At 45.4% G+C, this 15164-nt stretch carries 15 protein-coding genes; 8 read left to right on the forward strand and 7 right to left on the reverse strand.

Features of this window, described 5'->3' with window-relative positions; translation table 11 throughout:
• The first annotated feature begins 685 nt into the window (after positions 1-685).
• The 3 genes from ACF8EG_RS23505 to yegD all read left to right on the forward strand — a co-directional run bounded on the left by ACF8EG_RS23505 (position 686) and on the right by yegD (position 3407).
• The gene (locus ACF8EG_RS23505) at positions 686-1006 is read left to right on the forward strand and encodes a DOPA 4,5-dioxygenase family protein (protein ID WP_069505925.1); all 321 of its coding nucleotides are present in this window, start codon (positions 686-688) and stop codon (positions 1004-1006) included.
• A 337-nt stretch (positions 1007-1343) separates the two neighbouring features.
• Positions 1344-1970 carry a hypothetical protein gene (locus ACF8EG_RS23510; RefSeq protein ID WP_029856238.1) on the forward strand — a complete coding sequence of 209 codons (627 nt, stop codon included), beginning with the start codon at positions 1344-1346 and terminating at the stop codon, positions 1968-1970.
• Positions 1971-2054: 84 nt separating this feature from the next.
• Positions 2055-3407 carry a molecular chaperone gene (gene yegD, locus ACF8EG_RS23515; protein ID WP_069505927.1) on the forward strand — a complete coding sequence of 451 codons (1353 nt, stop codon included), beginning with the start codon at positions 2055-2057 and terminating at the stop codon, positions 3405-3407.
• A gap of 106 nt (positions 3408-3513) precedes the next feature.
• Here the strand turns inward: yegD and ACF8EG_RS23520 are convergent, their stop codons facing one another.
• Together ACF8EG_RS23520 and ACF8EG_RS23525 are read right to left on the reverse strand one after the other, a co-directional pair.
• Positions 3514-3987 (reverse strand): copper chaperone PCu(A)C, encoded by a 474-nt coding sequence (locus ACF8EG_RS23520; RefSeq protein ID WP_069505928.1) that lies wholly within the window; start codon positions 3985-3987, stop codon positions 3514-3516.
• Positions 3988-4077: 90 nt separating this feature from the next.
• Positions 4078-4539, reverse strand: coding sequence for a hypothetical protein (locus ACF8EG_RS23525; protein WP_005485973.1), 462 nt, complete (start codon positions 4537-4539; stop codon positions 4078-4080).
• Positions 4540-4918: 379 nt separating this feature from the next.
• Between ACF8EG_RS23525 and ACF8EG_RS23530 the strand changes: the two genes are divergently transcribed.
• On the forward strand, positions 4919-5962 hold the full coding sequence (locus ACF8EG_RS23530) for a Preprotein translocase subunit SecY (RefSeq protein ID WP_069505930.1): 1044 nt from the start codon (positions 4919-4921) through the stop codon (positions 5960-5962).
• Between the two features lie 95 nt (positions 5963-6057).
• On the opposite strand, the gene ACF8EG_RS23535 is transcribed toward ACF8EG_RS23530, so the two are convergent.
• Positions 6058-6354: a hypothetical protein gene (locus ACF8EG_RS23535; RefSeq protein WP_025533891.1), complete on the reverse strand. Its 297-nt coding sequence runs from the start codon at positions 6352-6354 to the stop codon at positions 6058-6060.
• 158 nt (positions 6355-6512) lie between these two features.
• Positions 6513-7706, reverse strand: coding sequence for a DUF5666 domain-containing protein (locus ACF8EG_RS23540; RefSeq protein ID WP_069505931.1), 1194 nt, complete (start codon positions 7704-7706; stop codon positions 6513-6515).
• A gap of 90 nt (positions 7707-7796) precedes the next feature.
• Here ACF8EG_RS23540 and ACF8EG_RS23545 point away from each other — a divergent pair, with 90 nt between their 5' ends.
• The 4 genes from ACF8EG_RS23545 (at position 7797) to ACF8EG_RS23560 (ending at position 12169) form a co-directional block, all read left to right on the forward strand.
• Complete coding sequence (locus ACF8EG_RS23545) at positions 7797-8465, forward strand: response regulator transcription factor (RefSeq protein ID WP_005463721.1); 669 nt, start codon at positions 7797-7799, stop codon at positions 8463-8465.
• A complete protein-coding gene (locus ACF8EG_RS23550; protein WP_069505936.1) occupies positions 8437-9678 on the forward strand; it encodes a HAMP domain-containing sensor histidine kinase in 1242 nt (413 codons plus the stop codon). The genes ACF8EG_RS23545 and ACF8EG_RS23550 overlap by 29 nt, the downstream gene beginning before the upstream one ends.
• A 140-nt stretch (positions 9679-9818) precedes the next feature.
• Positions 9819-10748 (forward strand): SRPBCC family protein, encoded by a 930-nt coding sequence (locus ACF8EG_RS23555; RefSeq protein WP_069505938.1) that lies wholly within the window; start codon positions 9819-9821, stop codon positions 10746-10748.
• Positions 10749-10879: 131 nt separating this feature from the next.
• Positions 10880-12169 carry an alkaline phosphatase gene (locus ACF8EG_RS23560; protein WP_069505943.1) on the forward strand — a complete coding sequence of 430 codons (1290 nt, stop codon included), beginning with the start codon at positions 10880-10882 and terminating at the stop codon, positions 12167-12169.
• 115 nt (positions 12170-12284) lie between these two features.
• Here ACF8EG_RS23560 and ACF8EG_RS23565 read toward each other — a convergent pair whose 3' ends face one another.
• The 3 genes from ACF8EG_RS23565 to ACF8EG_RS23575 all read right to left on the reverse strand — a co-directional run bounded on the left by ACF8EG_RS23565 (position 12285) and on the right by ACF8EG_RS23575 (position 15154).
• Complete coding sequence (locus ACF8EG_RS23565; protein WP_021452271.1) at positions 12285-12740, reverse strand: hypothetical protein; 456 nt, start codon at positions 12738-12740, stop codon at positions 12285-12287.
• A 12-nt stretch (positions 12741-12752) separates the two neighbouring features.
• Entirely contained in the window at positions 12753-14531 is a 1779-nt protein-coding gene (locus ACF8EG_RS23570) for a S8 family peptidase (protein ID WP_069505946.1), read from the reverse strand.
• Positions 14532-14812: 281 nt separating this feature from the next.
• Positions 14813-15154 (reverse strand): hypothetical protein, encoded by a 342-nt coding sequence (locus ACF8EG_RS23575; RefSeq protein WP_005463744.1) that lies wholly within the window; start codon positions 15152-15154, stop codon positions 14813-14815.
• Positions 15155-15164 lie beyond the last annotated feature (10 nt).

A 15164-nucleotide genomic window follows, 5' to 3' on the forward strand; every position in this document is an offset into this window, starting at 1 on the left:
CTCAAGCTCCTTTTGACGCTGCGGGTCTTTTGGACTGCAGCTGTTCATTATTAAACCAAAGTCTGTATGGGTACTCAGTCTTTGATATCAGCGCAAAAGGCCATACCTAGGGTTGCGAATGTCATCGAGCGTTTGAGGCATCTATTTGTCCTTTAAACGATTGGTATCTCACACCGCTGCTTGTTTGAAAAACACATTGTTTTAAAACGCAAAACCTCGTGTTGACTGCTATTCACTTGGCCCAACCCTCTGATTCAATCTTGGTATAACCAGATACAGTAAGTGTAAACAAAATGTTAAATCGTGCTTTAATTCGACTTTAACCCATCAGTAAAGTTTTGCTTACACCCCATTTTTGCAGAGTAAAATACTGGTTTTTTATATTATTCATTTCAAAAGCTGAATTTAATCACTTTCATTTGTTACAAAGTTGCAACAAAATTGGGCTGTGAAATTTGACAAACAAAGCTAAAGTATTTGAGTGTCGTAGATTTATTTGTTGCAGAAAGATAACTTCTTCCCAATCAGACGGAATCAAGGTAGGGTGGCAGTCAATTGAAGAAGTTTGGATTCCAACGTGCCTAAGCGGCGTTAATTCGAACCTAGTGTGGCTCAGTGTTTAGATGACTACACAGGCTTTGAACGACGGGGGAGTGCAACACTTAGAATTCAGATTGGAGAAGTTATGTACCACGTTCACGTTTACTTTCCTTTGCAACAATTGGAAAAAGCACAAGCTCTGAATGAGATCATCCGCCAAGAGCGTCAAGATGTGTTGCGCGTGTATCCATTGGTCGACAGATTAGTCGGCCCGCACAAGATGCCGATGTTTGAAATGCACCTTGAGTCGATCAGTGAAGAGTTTTTGGCTTGGTTAGATACCATTCGTGGGGATTTTTCTGTGCTTATACACCCGGTCAGCGAACGAGAACTGCGTGATCACACAGATAGCGCGATTTGGTTAGGTCGCGAACTAGGTGTTTTCGAAGAAAAGCTAGAAAATTAACGATTTTTGCCCAAATGGTATAGACGTAAGACGTCGATATCATTTGGGCGCGTTCCCTCTCTTCCTATTTCCTTCCCTGCAATCCATCCCGTAGTGTGCTAGACCTAAAGGTGTGCCTTCGCACGTTTAAAACCGTTAGCGTGCTCGTTTTTAAAACGAACATTACTCGCTGAGTAAACATATAAGATAGAAAAATCATCGCAATTCTAATTGCTTAGAAAGGCTTAAATACGCGTTAAGCCATGTGTGACGTTAGCGATGACGATGACAATTAGGGAAGTGCAGTTTACGACCTCAATAGCAACGGCAGTGGCACAGACATTTCTAAGGGGGGAGTATGTTGACGATACTGTTGATTGCATTGGCGCTGTATATTTTCTGGCTACTGTTTCGAAATGGCCCTGCATTTGCCGAGCGACTCCCAGACCACAAACGCAATTGGGTTGGCCCCACCGCTAATCAAGAAGAGTGGCGCGGCTATTGTGCGGACGTATTTCAACCTTTTAGTTCCCGCACGACTTTCTATGCTATTGCCTATTTTGCCAATTATATTGCAGTGGCGAATGCGATCTCTTGGTCCATCGTCTACGAAGGCAATTATCCTATTATGATGAGCCGTTTCGGCAGCTACTTTATTGTTAGTACGCACGACGCCATGCTGGTAGCTGGATTTGTTTCTCTGGCTTTTTTTATCATTAACTGGCAATTGGCGATGCACTGCGCGAGTTTACTCAGCCAATATTTAGTGCGAATCCTCATCATCAATCGCACGCGTTTTGTCGCCATGAGTTTAGTGTTCAGCAGCTATTTTGCTTACTTGTTAACGATAGGAATTTTTTGGCTGTTTCACGACACGTACTCAATTTGGCAAGGATTGAAACTCACGCCTGCTTTTCTTTTATTAGCGTTATTGTTAGCCGTCGTGTTACCTGCCATGAAAAAAGAAACGTCCGAAAGCGAATAAGCGAGAATCGCTCTACCGTTTGAGTAGTAATTCATGTGCCATTGAGTTAGCATTGCCGACTTTTTTTCGTCAGTGGGAGGACTCATGTATATTGGCTTTGACTATGGCACTGCAAATTGTTCAGTGGCAAAAATGGAATCAGGCGAGCCTGTTTTGCTAAATCTTGAAGGGGATAGCCCGTTCATTCCTTCCACCCTTGCAGCTCCGACTCGTGAGTCTGTGTCTGAACATTTGTTTCGTCACCGTGACATCAAACCGTTTGATCAAGTTGGAGAGCAGGTACTGCGCCGCGCAATCAACTTGAACCGAGAAGAGAGCATTGAGCTGGAGCCAGAAGACATCGCGTTTGGTCAGGCAGCGTTGAACCGCTATTTAGAAGACCCACGCGATATCTATTACGTGAAGTCGCCAAAGTCGTTTCTTGGTGCATCTGGCTTGCGTGATGTTCAGCTGAGCTTCTTTGAAGATCTGGTTTGCGCCATGATGGACAACATCAAAGCTCAGGCAGAAAACCATGCTCAGCAAAGCATTACGGATGCGGTGATTGGTCGCCCAATCAACTTTCATGGTCGTGGTGGAGAAACGGCGAACATTCAAGCGGAAAATATTCTACTTCGCGCCGCCAAGCGTGCCGGTTTTCAAAATATCGAATTTCAGTTTGAGCCCGTCGCCGCTGGTTTAGAATACGAGGCGACGCTTAACGAAGACAAACTGATTTTGGTGGTGGATATCGGTGGTGGTACAACCGACTGTTCTTTGATTCAGATGGGGCCATCTTGGCGAGGAAAAGCAGACAGAACGGCAAGTTTGTTGGCTCACAGTGGTCAGCGTGTCGGCGGTAACGATCTGGATATCGCGTTGGCTTTCAAACAGTTGATGTTCCCGTTTGGGATGGAAAGCAAGATGGAATCGGGCATTGTGATGCCGACGACTCAGTTTTGGAATCCGATTGCTATCAATAACGTTGAAGCGCAAAACGACTTTTACTCACGTGAGAACTTAGCGGCGTTAAAACTGTTGCAGAAACAGGCGCAAGAGCCAGAAAAACTAGCGCGCTTGCTTGAGGTTTATCACGAATCATTAGGCTACAACATTGTCCGCCGTGCAGAAGAAGCGAAGGTGGCACTCTCTGATCAAACGGCTTACCGTACTGGTATCAACTTATTGTCGGAGCTGATTGAAGTGGACGTTCAGCGCGATGAGATGATTGAAGCGATTGAATCACCAAAGAACAAGATGACGGCGCTGGTAACAGAAGCTGTTGAGCAAGCAGGCATAAAACCGGATGCGATCTTTATGACTGGTGGTTCCGCTCGTTCGCCGATTTTACGTGACGCGGTACAAACCGTGTTGCCAAATATTCCTGTCGTCAGCGGTAACTATTTTGGTTCGGTAACCGCAGGCTTGGCACGCTGGGCGGACGTTTGCTTTAAGTGATCTTTAGTTCTGAGCGAGTTACTGATGTCACGTGCTAAATAGAACCTTTTTCTAATAAAAGAGCCCGGCAGTATGACCGGGCTCTTTTGCATGAAATGAAAGGAGCTTAGTGGTGCATGTGTTTTTCCATATGACCTTTCTTTTCCACCGCCATTTCAACATCGATTTTGCCTGCGTTTTTGAACGTCAGCGTCATTGGGAAGCGATCATCTTCTTGCAATGTTTGCGTTGGGTTGAAGATCATTAAGTGGAAGCTGCCTGGCTTAAATACCACGGTTTCGTGTGCCGCTACACGTACTTCATCGATTTTAATCATCTTCATTACACCGTCTTCGTTCGCGTGAGTGTGGATCTCCACGCGGCCAGCGATTGGGCTTTCTGCTGCGATCAACGCGTCTTCCGTATCCCCATGGTTGGTCAGCTGAAAGAATCCGCCAATAACAGGAGCATTTGGCGGCGCTTCACGACTCCAAGGATGATCGATGTGAATTTTTCCGGTTTCGTAATCGTGAGCAAGGCTCATAGGGCTAGCAATGAGAGCGATAAGTGACAAAGTGGCGATTTTCATTTGTTTAAGCATGTGTATTTTCCTTTTAAATAGAATGACTTCCCGAGCAAATGCTCAATGGGATAATTGTTATTATTGTGAGCCTGAGTTCTTAAAGAACCATTAGGCAGGAAAAACACAAGGAGGGGATTGCTTTGGTGCGATATGCTGGTAAACCAATCTGCCGCATTGAGCAAAATGGTAGGGCGTGAGCGCGTGTTTAACGCGGCGTAACCACTGAATGGTGGCAAGATAAAGCCCAACCGCGACAAGCAAGAAAAATTGCACGGCTTGCAGCAGTGGACATTCAAACTGGAAACCGTCGTGTAGCTTCAAGTTATCAATAAATTCGGAAGAAGGTTGAGCGTTTGCAGCGATGAGTGTATTGATGTCAACCCACTTAAAACCTTCAGCGGTACAGAGCAACACCTTTTCATTCTGAACTTTGTTAAGCCAGCTTTTATTGTGCACTTGCGTGGGATTGAGCGCCGCAGTGGAGGCCAAATACAGCTGAAACAGTACCGCGAAAATAACCGCAATAGCGGCGACGCGTTGTTTCTTAGGTTGTATTTGAGTGGTTTCCATACGATTTGATATCTGGCTGATTCGGCGCAGGATACTAACAAATAACCTTAAAAATGTAACTGCAAGATTTCCAAAAAGTGATGCAAGTGTATTTTATTTGTGTGCATTACCCACCGCGCGAAAATGTGCAAAAGGAAAAAACAGGTGAGTCGTGAACCCAAGGCCATTAACGACGGGCGATAGCGAAAATTGACTGGCGAGTTAGTGTGCAAAATTTGAGGGATAAAGGATCAAACTGAACACTGATTCTGCACTTGTTTTACGTTAACGGAATTATGACAGTAATTTAATAAAGGATACGGTATTCTCTCGCTCCTTTGTGTATTCCTGAGCGTTTCTTGCTGTGGCAAGAGAGGCGTCATCTTAAGAAATTTCTCCAATGAAATACGAACAACAGATCGAATTTCGATACCCTAAGGGTCGATTCGCGATGGTGAGTGTTTATACATTCACAGGCGCCGCTATTTTAGCGTCGACGATTTTTTCTCTATTGCTATTTTTGTCAATTGACGACAACCCAATGATGCAGGCGCTGTTTGGTGGTTTGGCCATCATCTTTGAAGCTGGCAAATTTTATGCGTGGTATGAATACGGCGAGCGTCGCGCCCACAGAAATTACGGTGGGGCAATTACGACCTTGGTGTTTTACTCTGTGCTTGCCGCTATCTCTATTGGCGGCAGTATCGGCGGCATCAACAGCGCGACTAACAGCGCACAAAGCCATATTTCTGTCGAGCAAGCAAAAATCGAAGCGTTTAACCGCCAGATTGCGTCTATCGATAAACAGATCGAGCTGAACAACATCGCGGCGCAGAAGTACATCGAGATGGAGCGCATCGCAACGGGGGTGACGCGAATTCAAGAGCAAAACAAAACCCTGCGCGAAGAGCAGCAGAGATTGGCGATGGAGCGAGACAGCCTGCCTCCGGTAACGCAAGGCTCGGTCATCGGTCTGATCGATAGCCTTGCAAATGCGTTCGGTACGACATCGCAACAAGCTCAGTTATGGCTGGTGGTGTTCTTATCCATCCTGCTCGATTTCTTTGCGGCGTTTTTTGTTGGTTTGATTGGTGAAGAGCAACGTTTCCGTCATTATTACCGTCGCTACGCAGGCATGACCGTGGCATCAATTCGCGATATTGACCCAGAGCCAGCGGGTTATCTTCCACACATTAAGGATGAAGATGAACCCGCCATTGAGCAAAAAATTGAAGAACCGGAAGAGCCAAAAACATTGCTAGAACAGGTGAGCGATGCCCTTAAAACTCATCAAATCACGTGTACGAAAAAAGCGGTAGCGAAGCAATTTAGACTTTCTGCGGAAGAGGTAGACCAAGTCTTCGAAGAGCTTGCAGAGCTTGGGCTGGTGGGTAAAAAAGCCAACCACCATTACCATTGGATTGGTCAAGCTGAAGCCGCTTAATGGTCTAGACTCAGTAAATATTTAAAGAGCGTCGATGGGCGCTCTTTTCTGTTTCCGCAATTTATCTTCCACGCTTAAACTTAATCGCTTAAGCCTTAATCTTTATTGAGCTTTTTGGTCACGTCTTTCACCGTTTTCTTCTCTTTTTCTGGTGTCATTGCATCAACGGCTTTGCCCGCTATCCCTTCATCCGGCAGTTTGTCTTTTCCTGCATCAACTGCGGTATCTTTCAATGCTTCTTTAGGCGTACAGCGACCGCCAACACCAACCACGGCTTTTGTTGCTGCGGCTTTGGCTGCTTTTTCTGCATCGCAGTCGGGGTCCATCACGCTAGCTAAGCTGGTGGTTGAACCAAAAAGCAAGATAAGCAGAGCGAGGTTACGTTTTTTCATGGTAGTCACCGATGTTGTGAAACATAGGTAAAGTGTAATTGAGGGAAAAGAGTTTGGCTGAGAATTTGCTGGTTTAAGCTAGGGATGCAAAGTAAGAAAAAGTGCCACAGAAGTGACACTTTTATTGGGTTTTGTTTAAACGTGGTGGCTGACCTAGTTTAGTCGTCGTAGCCTTCTCGCTCGATTTCGCGAGCGACGTTTTGATTATTGATGATCACACCATCGACTTCGACACGAGCACCATTCAAGTTCAGCTCTTCAATGCCTTGGAATTGAGTTTGCGCATCGATAACCACTAATTTGTTATTTAGCCGTTGATCAGCATCATTCTCACAACGTTCGATTTCAAATGTTCTTGCATTCGCATCGTAATTTGACACATAACCTTCGCATTCAAATTCTTTGCCTTGCCATTGATGGTTGTCATCAAAATCTGGCGTTTCAAACTCAACGACGGTGGCAATGCGTTTGCCATTTTTCAAGACAGAAGAAACGTCGACTTCTTGGCCTTGTTTTAAACTCATTTTGCTACCGTCCTCGAATCGAGTTGCGTTATCAACAAAGAACGCACCGCGGTAGTTTAGTGAAAACTCGCTGTAATCGTTCGCAACCCAAGTGACGATGCCTTCCACATCGCTGTCGTTTTCTAGGTTGTCATAGCCTTCTATTTCGACGTCGGAGGCGACAAAAATATCCCCTTCCATTTTGCCTTCCGCTTCTACCCATTGACCTACTTTTAGTTGGTCAACACTGTGGTAAGACACGGTGATGTTTGCGCCCAGTTTGAAGGTGCTTTGGTTTGCATCAATGCTTGCGATTCGGCCTTCAATTTCGTACATGTCGCCTATGCTTGGGTAGTGGTCAACGTCAATTTCCACCACAGATAAGACTTTGTAGCCAGCATCAGCAGTTGGAAGTGAAGACACCATCACCCAATCACCTAAACCGATCTCGTTACTTAAACCATCAAACTGCAGTTCTACACCATTTACGGTGAAGGTTTTCTTTGCGTAATCAATGGCAGTCACTCGACCTGTGATGGTTGGTTCTAGTGACACAACGGCATGCGCATCTGTTGTTTTTTGGATGTTTTCATCCACTTTTACCATCATATTTGGTTGCACGACAGTCAACGCTAATGGAGTGTTACCGTAAACTACCTTTGAAACGCGGTAAGTATATCCATTGACGGTTAATGTGCTTTCTTTAGCATCTACAGATTCAACAGACCCAATAGCCGCACTTGGTTTTGCTTCTGGGAGTGTTGATGAGCTGTCGTTATTGTCGCTGCCAGAACCACCACAACCAGACAATGCCAAACCTACGACAGAAATAAGAGCCAGTTTTTTCATTGTATTAACCTCAATTTACGAGCTAGTTTAGGAATTTGGCGGTATCTTATGAGGCATACCGTGAAGAGATCGTGAAGAAATGTGAGTCGTATGAAAATTTTAATTGTTGATGATAACCACAATGTTTCCGAGACCATTGCTGACTACCTAGAACTCGAAGGTATGACGATAGATTGCGCGTATCACGGAGAGGCTGCGCTGGCGTTGTTGGAAGATAACCATTACGACGTGATTATTATGGATATCATGATGCCAAAACTCGATGGCATCAGTACCGTACAAAAGCTGCGTCAGGAACAGTTTTGCGGAACGCCCATTCTTTTTCTAACCGCAAAAGACACATTAGATGACAAAATAGCGGCATTTAAAGCGGGTGGGGATGACTACTTAATGAAGCCGTTTGCGATGCAAGAGCTCAGTTTACGTATTCATGCTTTAGCTAGTCGTGGCCCACGCCAAGACATTGGTACGCTGACGTTCGCTGATATCTGTTTAGATGCGCGCACTGGTAAAGTCACGCGCGATGGCAAAGAGATCAAGCTAAGTCGCATCCAAACCAAAATCTTAAAGCTGTTGTTGAAGTACGCGCCTGCGTCAGTATCACGAACGGAAGTGATCGAAAGTGTTTGGGGCGATGAGCCACCTAGTAGTGATGCATTACGCAGTCATATTTATGGTTTGAGAACTGCACTCGATAAAGGTTTTGAAGAATCACGATTAGAGACTATTCATGGACAAGGCTACCGACTTAAAGCATAACGAATACCCAAGTATTTATCGCAAGATTCGCTGGGGTTTTGGCGTGATGACGTTCGTCATGTTTACGCTGTTTTGGTCACTGATTTATGTCGCAGAAAACAAACTTGAGGTATTGAGCCTCCATCACTGGCTCGATACAGAAGCGGCGCTTTACACCGAAAATTTTCAAAAGCAGGGTTGGAAAGCCCCGTTACCAAACAAGTTGGAATTTAACTCCTATTGGAGCAAAGCTCCGACACCAAGTTGGTTGCTCGCGTTCAAATCTCCAGGCTTTTATGAATACTTGTTGGGCGAAGAGGATAAGCACTTTGTGGTGTTTGATCATCCTTCTGGCGAAGGCTTGATGTACATCGTTTTCCAAGATGACTCGGACGATTATCTGGATGAATACGAAAGCTCATTGCACCAGTTTACTCTGTTATTGGGTGGGTTGTTTTCCTTGATTATGCTTGGTTACGGCATTTATATGGTGAAAATTTTGTCTCGACCGCTCGCTAAAATCGAGTCAAAAATCAGCCAGATGCCACCCGACCAGCCTGCATTTGAAGTGGAAACGAAGTTCAGCGAAACGCGGCATATTGAGCAGACGTTGTTAGACTGTAAGAACGACATCGCGGGCTATTTCCGTCGCGAACAAGAGTTTAGTCGCTTTGCCTCCCACGAGCTTCGCACGCCTATTATGGTGATCGCAGGCTCAACAGACATTTTATCTCGAGTGCCTGACCAGCCAAGGGTGGCACAAAAAGCGATTGTGCGAATGCAAGCCGCGTGTGAAGAAATGCGCGTTTTGACCGAGGCGTTTTTGTTGTTAGGTAAAGAGAAAATTGAGCCGCAGCACTTTGGCGATCAAACGCTTTTAGTTTGTTTACACCAGCAATTGGAAGAGCTTGCTCCGTTGTTTGCAAAGCAAGATGCGCATTATCAGCTTAACGAACAAAATAGCGGCGAAGTGTATGCGCCAGCAAGCTTCGTGACGATAGTCATCAACAATTTAATCAAAAATGCATTCAGTTATAGCGTTGGAGACATCGAGATCGATCTACAGCAAAACACGCTGATTATCACCAATCGTCATGATGGTAACGAAACGTATAATGCGGGTTATGGTTGCGGCTTAGTGATAGTGCAACGCATTTGTGAACGGATGGGGTGGCCGTTTGAATTAAACGATGATGGCGTCCGATTTAGCGCGAAAGTGACGTTTGTTTCTTAACGTCCCAATTTGCCAATGAAGCCAGAGTTAACGTTCTGGCTTTTTTGTCTCACTTTTTACCTCTAACTAACAGTGAAACAAGAAAAAACTAGGATTTGATTTAGAATAAGTAGAGCGAAACAGAAACTTAAGGAATGGCTATGCTTGCTTATCAGGTCAGCAAAAGTATTGAAATCAACAAATCTCAAAGTGAAATCATCGATTATCTAAAGGATTTTAAAAACTGGCCTGAGTGGTCTCCTTGGATCATTTTGGAGCCAAGCTGCGAGCTGACTTACAGTGACAATCAAGGCCACGTTGGTGCTGGTTACCAATGGAATGGGCAACGAATTGGAACGGGGGCGGTTGTTCTGGAAAGCACACAAGAACATCGCTTAGACATGGAGCTGCATTTTTTTCGCCCCATCAAAAGCCACGGAAAGGTGACGCTCATCGTGACGCCGTCACAAGATGGTTGTACCGTAGAATGGCAAATGCAGTCTCGTGTTCCTTGGTATCTGTTTTTTCTGAAAACGATGTTCAAATCCATGGTTGAAATGGATTACGACCGTGGACTCAAGATGCTAAAAAGCCAGTTAGAAACTGGGCAAATATTGTCGCAGTTGAGCGAAATCGGCACTCGTCATCAAGATTTGATTCATTACGTTGGTTTGCAAGGTTCAGGGACAGTTCCTGAGCTTGGTCCAATCATGAAAAAGCAAACTCAAAGACTGTACGAACTGATGCAGAAAGAAAGTCTGCCCGTCAGCGGCGAACTGTTCTGCTATTACCTTTCAATGGACATGAAGCTCGGTCATTTTGAATTTGTAACCTGCTTGCCCGTGAGTGAAATGGTAGAGGTACCAAATGGTTTTGTGTTTGGCACGATTCCAGCGTGTGAAACTTTTGTGATTGAGCACAAAGGTGACTACCAGTTTTTGGGCAATGCGTGGTCGTTAGGGATGAATTTGACACGCCAAAACGGCATAAAAGTGAAGAGCAAGCCTTTGGGGGTTGAGCGCTACTTGAATAACCCGAATGAGACACCTAAAGCTGGCCTACGTACAGAAGTGATCCTATTTAAGAAATGATTTGGGTTGCAAAACCATGATGTAACACGAGGTTTCATCCTAACTGAATGATAGTATTGATGAATACTTGTAAGCAAAACAGTAATTAAAGTGACGGCTTATATTCGCAGTCACTTTTTCATGGATGAAATATGACAATCAGATACTCTTTACTTGCGGCCAGTTTACTGGCCGGGTTTGTTCACGCCAATGAAGCACCGAAAAATATTATTTATATGATCGGTGATGGAATGGGCCCTGCCTACACAACCGCCTACCGTTATTATCAAGATAATCCAGAAACTAAACAGATTGAGCCTACAGTCTTTGACTCGATACTGGTTGGCATGGCTCACACCTATCCCGATGATGGTACTTATGTCACTGACAGTGCAGCAGGCGCGACGGCCTTAAGCACTGGCATAAAGAGTTACAATGGCGCCGTCGCTGTCGATACCCATAAAAAGCCAGTTAAAACGATGTTGGAAGTAGCGAAAGAGCAGGGCATGACAACCGCTCTAGTGGCGACTTCGCAAATTAACCACGCGACGCCCGCAAGCTTTGCCGCGCACAACGAATCTCGTCGTAATTATGATCAGATAGCAGACGATTACTTGGATAACAAAGTAAATGGAAAGCTGCCCGTCGATCTGTTACTTGGTGGTGGTGTTCGATACTTTGAGCGTGAAGACAGAAACCTGATTGAAGAATTTAAAACGCAGGATTATCACTACCTAACGGATTTTGATACCTTGCCTTTGTTGCAAACATTGCCTGCGATTGGGTTGTTTGCCGACAAAGCATTTCCGTTTGCTTTGGATGAGAATCCCAACCGACTGGAGAATATGACGAACAAGGCGCTGTCGTTATTGTCGCGCTCAGAGCATGGCTTTTTCGTTATGATCGAAGGAAGCCAAATCGACTGGTGCGGTCATGCGAATGACATAGCATGCGCGATGGCAGAAATGGATGATTTTGCTAAGTCGATTGCTTTAGCCAAGGCGTATGTTGATGCTCATCCTGACACTTTGCTCGTTGTCACCGCCGATCACTCCACGGGAGGTTTAACTATCGGCGCAAATGGTCAATACGACTGGAAAACGGATGTGATCAAAGGCGTGCATCAAACGGCGTGGCCATTAGCAACGTCACTTGCAAAGGGTTCAGACATCAAACAAGTGTGGTCAGAATCAGTAGATTGGGCGCTATCAGATGTGCAATTTGAGCTCCTCATTGACGCGAAGAAGAGTGAAGAGCCCGCGAAAGCGCTTTATCAAGCCGTAAAGTCAATCATCAACGATCAAAGCCTCACCGGTTGGACGACAAAAGGGCATACCGCGGTGGATGTTCAGGTGTTTGCTTATGGTAAGGGAGCACAAGCATTCGTTGGCTCTCAGAACAATACCGATATCGCAAACAAGTTGATTGGTTATCTTCAATAAGAGATGTTTTTTAGCCGAAGATAAGTTAGAAGTTACTCTGTAAACGAAAGAACAAAGAAATGCCTCAGCAATTGCTGAGGCATTGTTTTAGAAGCCAACTTCTCTTGCTAGAGAATTATTGTGCACGGTATTTACCGCTGTTTAGTTCAATTTTAGACGCTTTGACGCGACTGTCAGCATTCAAGTAATCGCTGATGCTAAGCAAGTCTTGTCCTTCAGAAGCTTTTAGCACCGCAGATTCACCATTTGCAAACACAACGTCTAGCTTTAACTCTTTTGCTACTGCTTTGGCATCAGCGGCGTTGTTTACGGTGATGTAGATAAGTCCCGTCGCTTTAGACACATTGCCAAACGCGTTCTTAAACACCTCGTCACCGGCTTGCAGTTTAACCGCTTCAGAGAGATTGCTCACTGTGTTCGTTTGCACTTTACGATACGCTTCACCATTCACTTCAACTGCATCAGAAGGAACAAACAACTCGGGATTTGGTTGTTGCGACAACTGCGTTTCGGCATAGGCTGCGTTGGCTATTAGTGAAAGAGCCAAAATAGAAAATGTCTGATATTTCATGTGATTGACTCCTTAGTGGCCAAAGATACGCATAGACCAGTTTTTGATAACTCCTGGTTTTGCGTTGTTCGCCATCGGTACATCATAGATAGCGGATGAGTTGAAGTAAGCGATAAATGAGAAGACTTCATCACCGTTTGTATCGATAGCTCTCAGTGTCCATTCTCCCTTAGCATTCTCGCCGTAGAATTGGTTAGACAACATCAGTTGGTTTTCGTAACCCGTAATGTTTGGATCAAGAGACTGACCAACAAGGCCGTTGCGTGGTGTTTGCAATACGGAGCGAGTGCCTGATGGGGAAACAAGCTCGATTGCCAAATCAGGTAGACGCGAGTGCTCTAGCGTCAGCTGCACCTGTACAGACTCAACGGTAATGTCGTCAGTAATTGCGATGTTTGACGAACCACCAGCAAGGCTTGCATCTGGCACACTGACTTCTGTTGCATTGTTTGCCCACGGTGTGATGATTTGCGCTGGCAGAACATTATTTGTCATGCGAGCGCGTTTCATCGCTTCATCCAAATCAACGGCACCAAAACCATAGAAGGTATGGAAGTTCACGCCAGCCGCGTTTTTCTGCCAAGGTGAGATCGCTTCGTAGCTCACCAACTCGCCTTTATCATTGGTAAATTCAAGTTGAACACCCGGATGCTCGGCATCGGTAACGCGTGCGGTTTCTGCCAGCAACGCACGAACATCACGGGCAGATAGAGCGTGGTTGGTTGACATGATAGCGGCGATTGCACCAGAAGTGTTCGGCGCAGCCGATGATGTGCCGTTCATGGTGCTGGTGTAATTACAGTTCGGGTCAAGCTCTGTACCACCGTGTAGACCATTAATACCAAGGCCGTCACTGGTGTTTTGTCCTTCTTCACATCCCATCAGGTCAGTTGTGACCATCGCAGGGAAGTCTTGCCCGTATTCCCCTGCTGGCGCGGCAACCCATACGTTAGCGCCAACAGAAGAGTAACTTGCTCGGGTGCCATCTGCGCGTAGCGCGCTGGTGACAAGGTTGAAGTAGCTAGAGTTGTCGTAAGATTGCGCCGAGTTGTGCATCGGTAAACCTTGGTTTCCTCCTCCCGCGAAGAAATCGCTAGGAAGAACGAAGAATCGTCCAGTGTTGAAATAGCGGTAACCATTCCCCGCAGACTTGACAAACAGTGCACCGCGGCCCCAAGCGTTCGTTTTACTGACGTTCTGCATGACATCCATTTCAAGCTTGAACTCTGGGTCATTCTCATCAAACGCGATTGGGTTGATCGGACTAAAGCCATAACTTTGGTTAAATACGCGTACATCTCGCGTCGCTGGGTCCATACCGTGAGAAATTAACCAACCTTCTAATGTTTGGTTTGCAAGCCAGTTAAAACCAACAAGCGAAGAGCGAGAAGCAACGCCGCGACCACCTTCACCATTGTTACCTACCGCACTAATCAAACCAGCAACGGCAGTACCGTGGCCGTTAGTGTCGACGGGATAACTGGATGGGAATAAAGAGTCTTCAACGAAGTTTCTGCTACCTGTGACTACGTTACCTGCAAGGTCTGGGTGATCGATCTGCACACCAGAATCAATGACCGCAACTTTAACGCCAATACCGGCAATGCCCATAGCTTGCGTAAGTTTGGTGTTTAAGTCATTACCCGCAACAGCAGGGTTTGCTGCGAATGCAGTTTGGCCAGTGTTGTCGAGATGCCATTGTTCTGAATAGAGCGGATCAAACGCCGAGACGGCAGGTGCAAGGCCCACAGCCAACATAGCGGCAAATAGGCGAGTAAAGCGTGTTTCCATTTGTGACCTCATGTCTTTGTTTGGAATTTTTGTCCCTGTTCGATACTCCTTTAAACAGGAATGAATAAAACTAGCGGCAAAGAATGAGGACGCAAACTGTTTACAAATTGTTTACGTTGTTTTTTCGACGGACTGCGTAAATTGATGTTAACTCACTGAAGTAAAGGAAGGTTTTGGCTGACCTTGATCATTGTTAGCTGTAAAAAAGCAGAAAGTTGGTAAGGACTTTCTGCTTTCTATCTCATCTGTTAGCTAGAGAGAGGTGATAGCTACTACAGTTACTATTTGGTGGAGGCCGGCTGAATGGTTGCCATCGGTTTGCGCGGTGCTGGCTTTTTCTTTGGTAGCACGCTATCGACAAACTTCTCCAAATACCACTTATTCAATTCGTTATCGCACCATTTTTTATTGAGTCCACGGCGGTTGAATTCTGCACCAATCGCGACTTTGGTTTGGTTCGTTGAGCGATTGTAATACAGCGTCTCACAAAGTTGAGTATTACTCATTTGTTGAGCGTACATGTTCACACTGCTGCTACGCATGCCCATTTGCGACGCTTGTTGATTACTACAAGCGGATAAAACAACAGGAGAAAGCAAGGCGAATATTAATTTTTTCTTCATGGAAGTATCT

The organism is Vibrio sp. YQ_11, assembly GCF_043103065.1.
GTDB classification, from domain to species: domain Bacteria; phylum Pseudomonadota; class Gammaproteobacteria; order Enterobacterales; family Vibrionaceae; genus Vibrio; species Vibrio parahaemolyticus.

Excerpts from the sequence above, each read along its gene's own strand:
- ACF8EG_RS23510 (WP_029856238.1), top strand. The coding sequence starts at position 1,344 with ATGTTGACGATACTGTTGATTGCATTGGCGCTGTATATTTTCTGGCTA.
- yegD (WP_069505927.1), top strand. The coding sequence starts at position 2,055 with ATGTATATTGGCTTTGACTATGGCACTGCAAATTGTTCAGTGGCAAAA.
- ACF8EG_RS23545 (WP_005463721.1), top strand. The coding sequence starts at position 7,797 with ATGAAAATTTTAATTGTTGATGATAACCACAATGTTTCCGAGACCATT.
- ACF8EG_RS23535 (WP_025533891.1), bottom strand. The coding sequence starts at position 6,354 with ATGAAAAAACGTAACCTCGCTCTGCTTATCTTGCTTTTTGGTTCAACC.
- ACF8EG_RS23540 (WP_069505931.1), bottom strand. The coding sequence starts at position 7,706 with ATGAAAAAACTGGCTCTTATTTCTGTCGTAGGTTTGGCATTGTCTGGT.
- ACF8EG_RS23525 (WP_005485973.1), bottom strand. The coding sequence starts at position 4,539 with ATGGAAACCACTCAAATACAACCTAAGAAACAACGCGTCGCCGCTATT.
- ACF8EG_RS23555 (WP_069505938.1), top strand. The coding sequence starts at position 9,819 with ATGCTTGCTTATCAGGTCAGCAAAAGTATTGAAATCAACAAATCTCAA.
- ACF8EG_RS23570 (WP_069505946.1), bottom strand. The coding sequence starts at position 14,531 with ATGGAAACACGCTTTACTCGCCTATTTGCCGCTATGTTGGCTGTGGGC.
- ACF8EG_RS23560 (WP_069505943.1), top strand. The coding sequence starts at position 10,880 with ATGACAATCAGATACTCTTTACTTGCGGCCAGTTTACTGGCCGGGTTT.
- ACF8EG_RS23505 (WP_069505925.1), top strand. The coding sequence starts at position 686 with ATGTACCACGTTCACGTTTACTTTCCTTTGCAACAATTGGAAAAAGCA.
- ACF8EG_RS23550 (WP_069505936.1), top strand. The coding sequence starts at position 8,437 with ATGGACAAGGCTACCGACTTAAAGCATAACGAATACCCAAGTATTTAT.
- ACF8EG_RS23520 (WP_069505928.1), bottom strand. The coding sequence starts at position 3,987 with ATGCTTAAACAAATGAAAATCGCCACTTTGTCACTTATCGCTCTCATT.
- ACF8EG_RS23565 (WP_021452271.1), bottom strand. The coding sequence starts at position 12,740 with ATGAAATATCAGACATTTTCTATTTTGGCTCTTTCACTAATAGCCAAC.
- ACF8EG_RS23575 (WP_005463744.1), bottom strand. The coding sequence starts at position 15,154 with ATGAAGAAAAAATTAATATTCGCCTTGCTTTCTCCTGTTGTTTTATCC.
- ACF8EG_RS23530 (WP_069505930.1), top strand. The coding sequence starts at position 4,919 with ATGAAATACGAACAACAGATCGAATTTCGATACCCTAAGGGTCGATTC.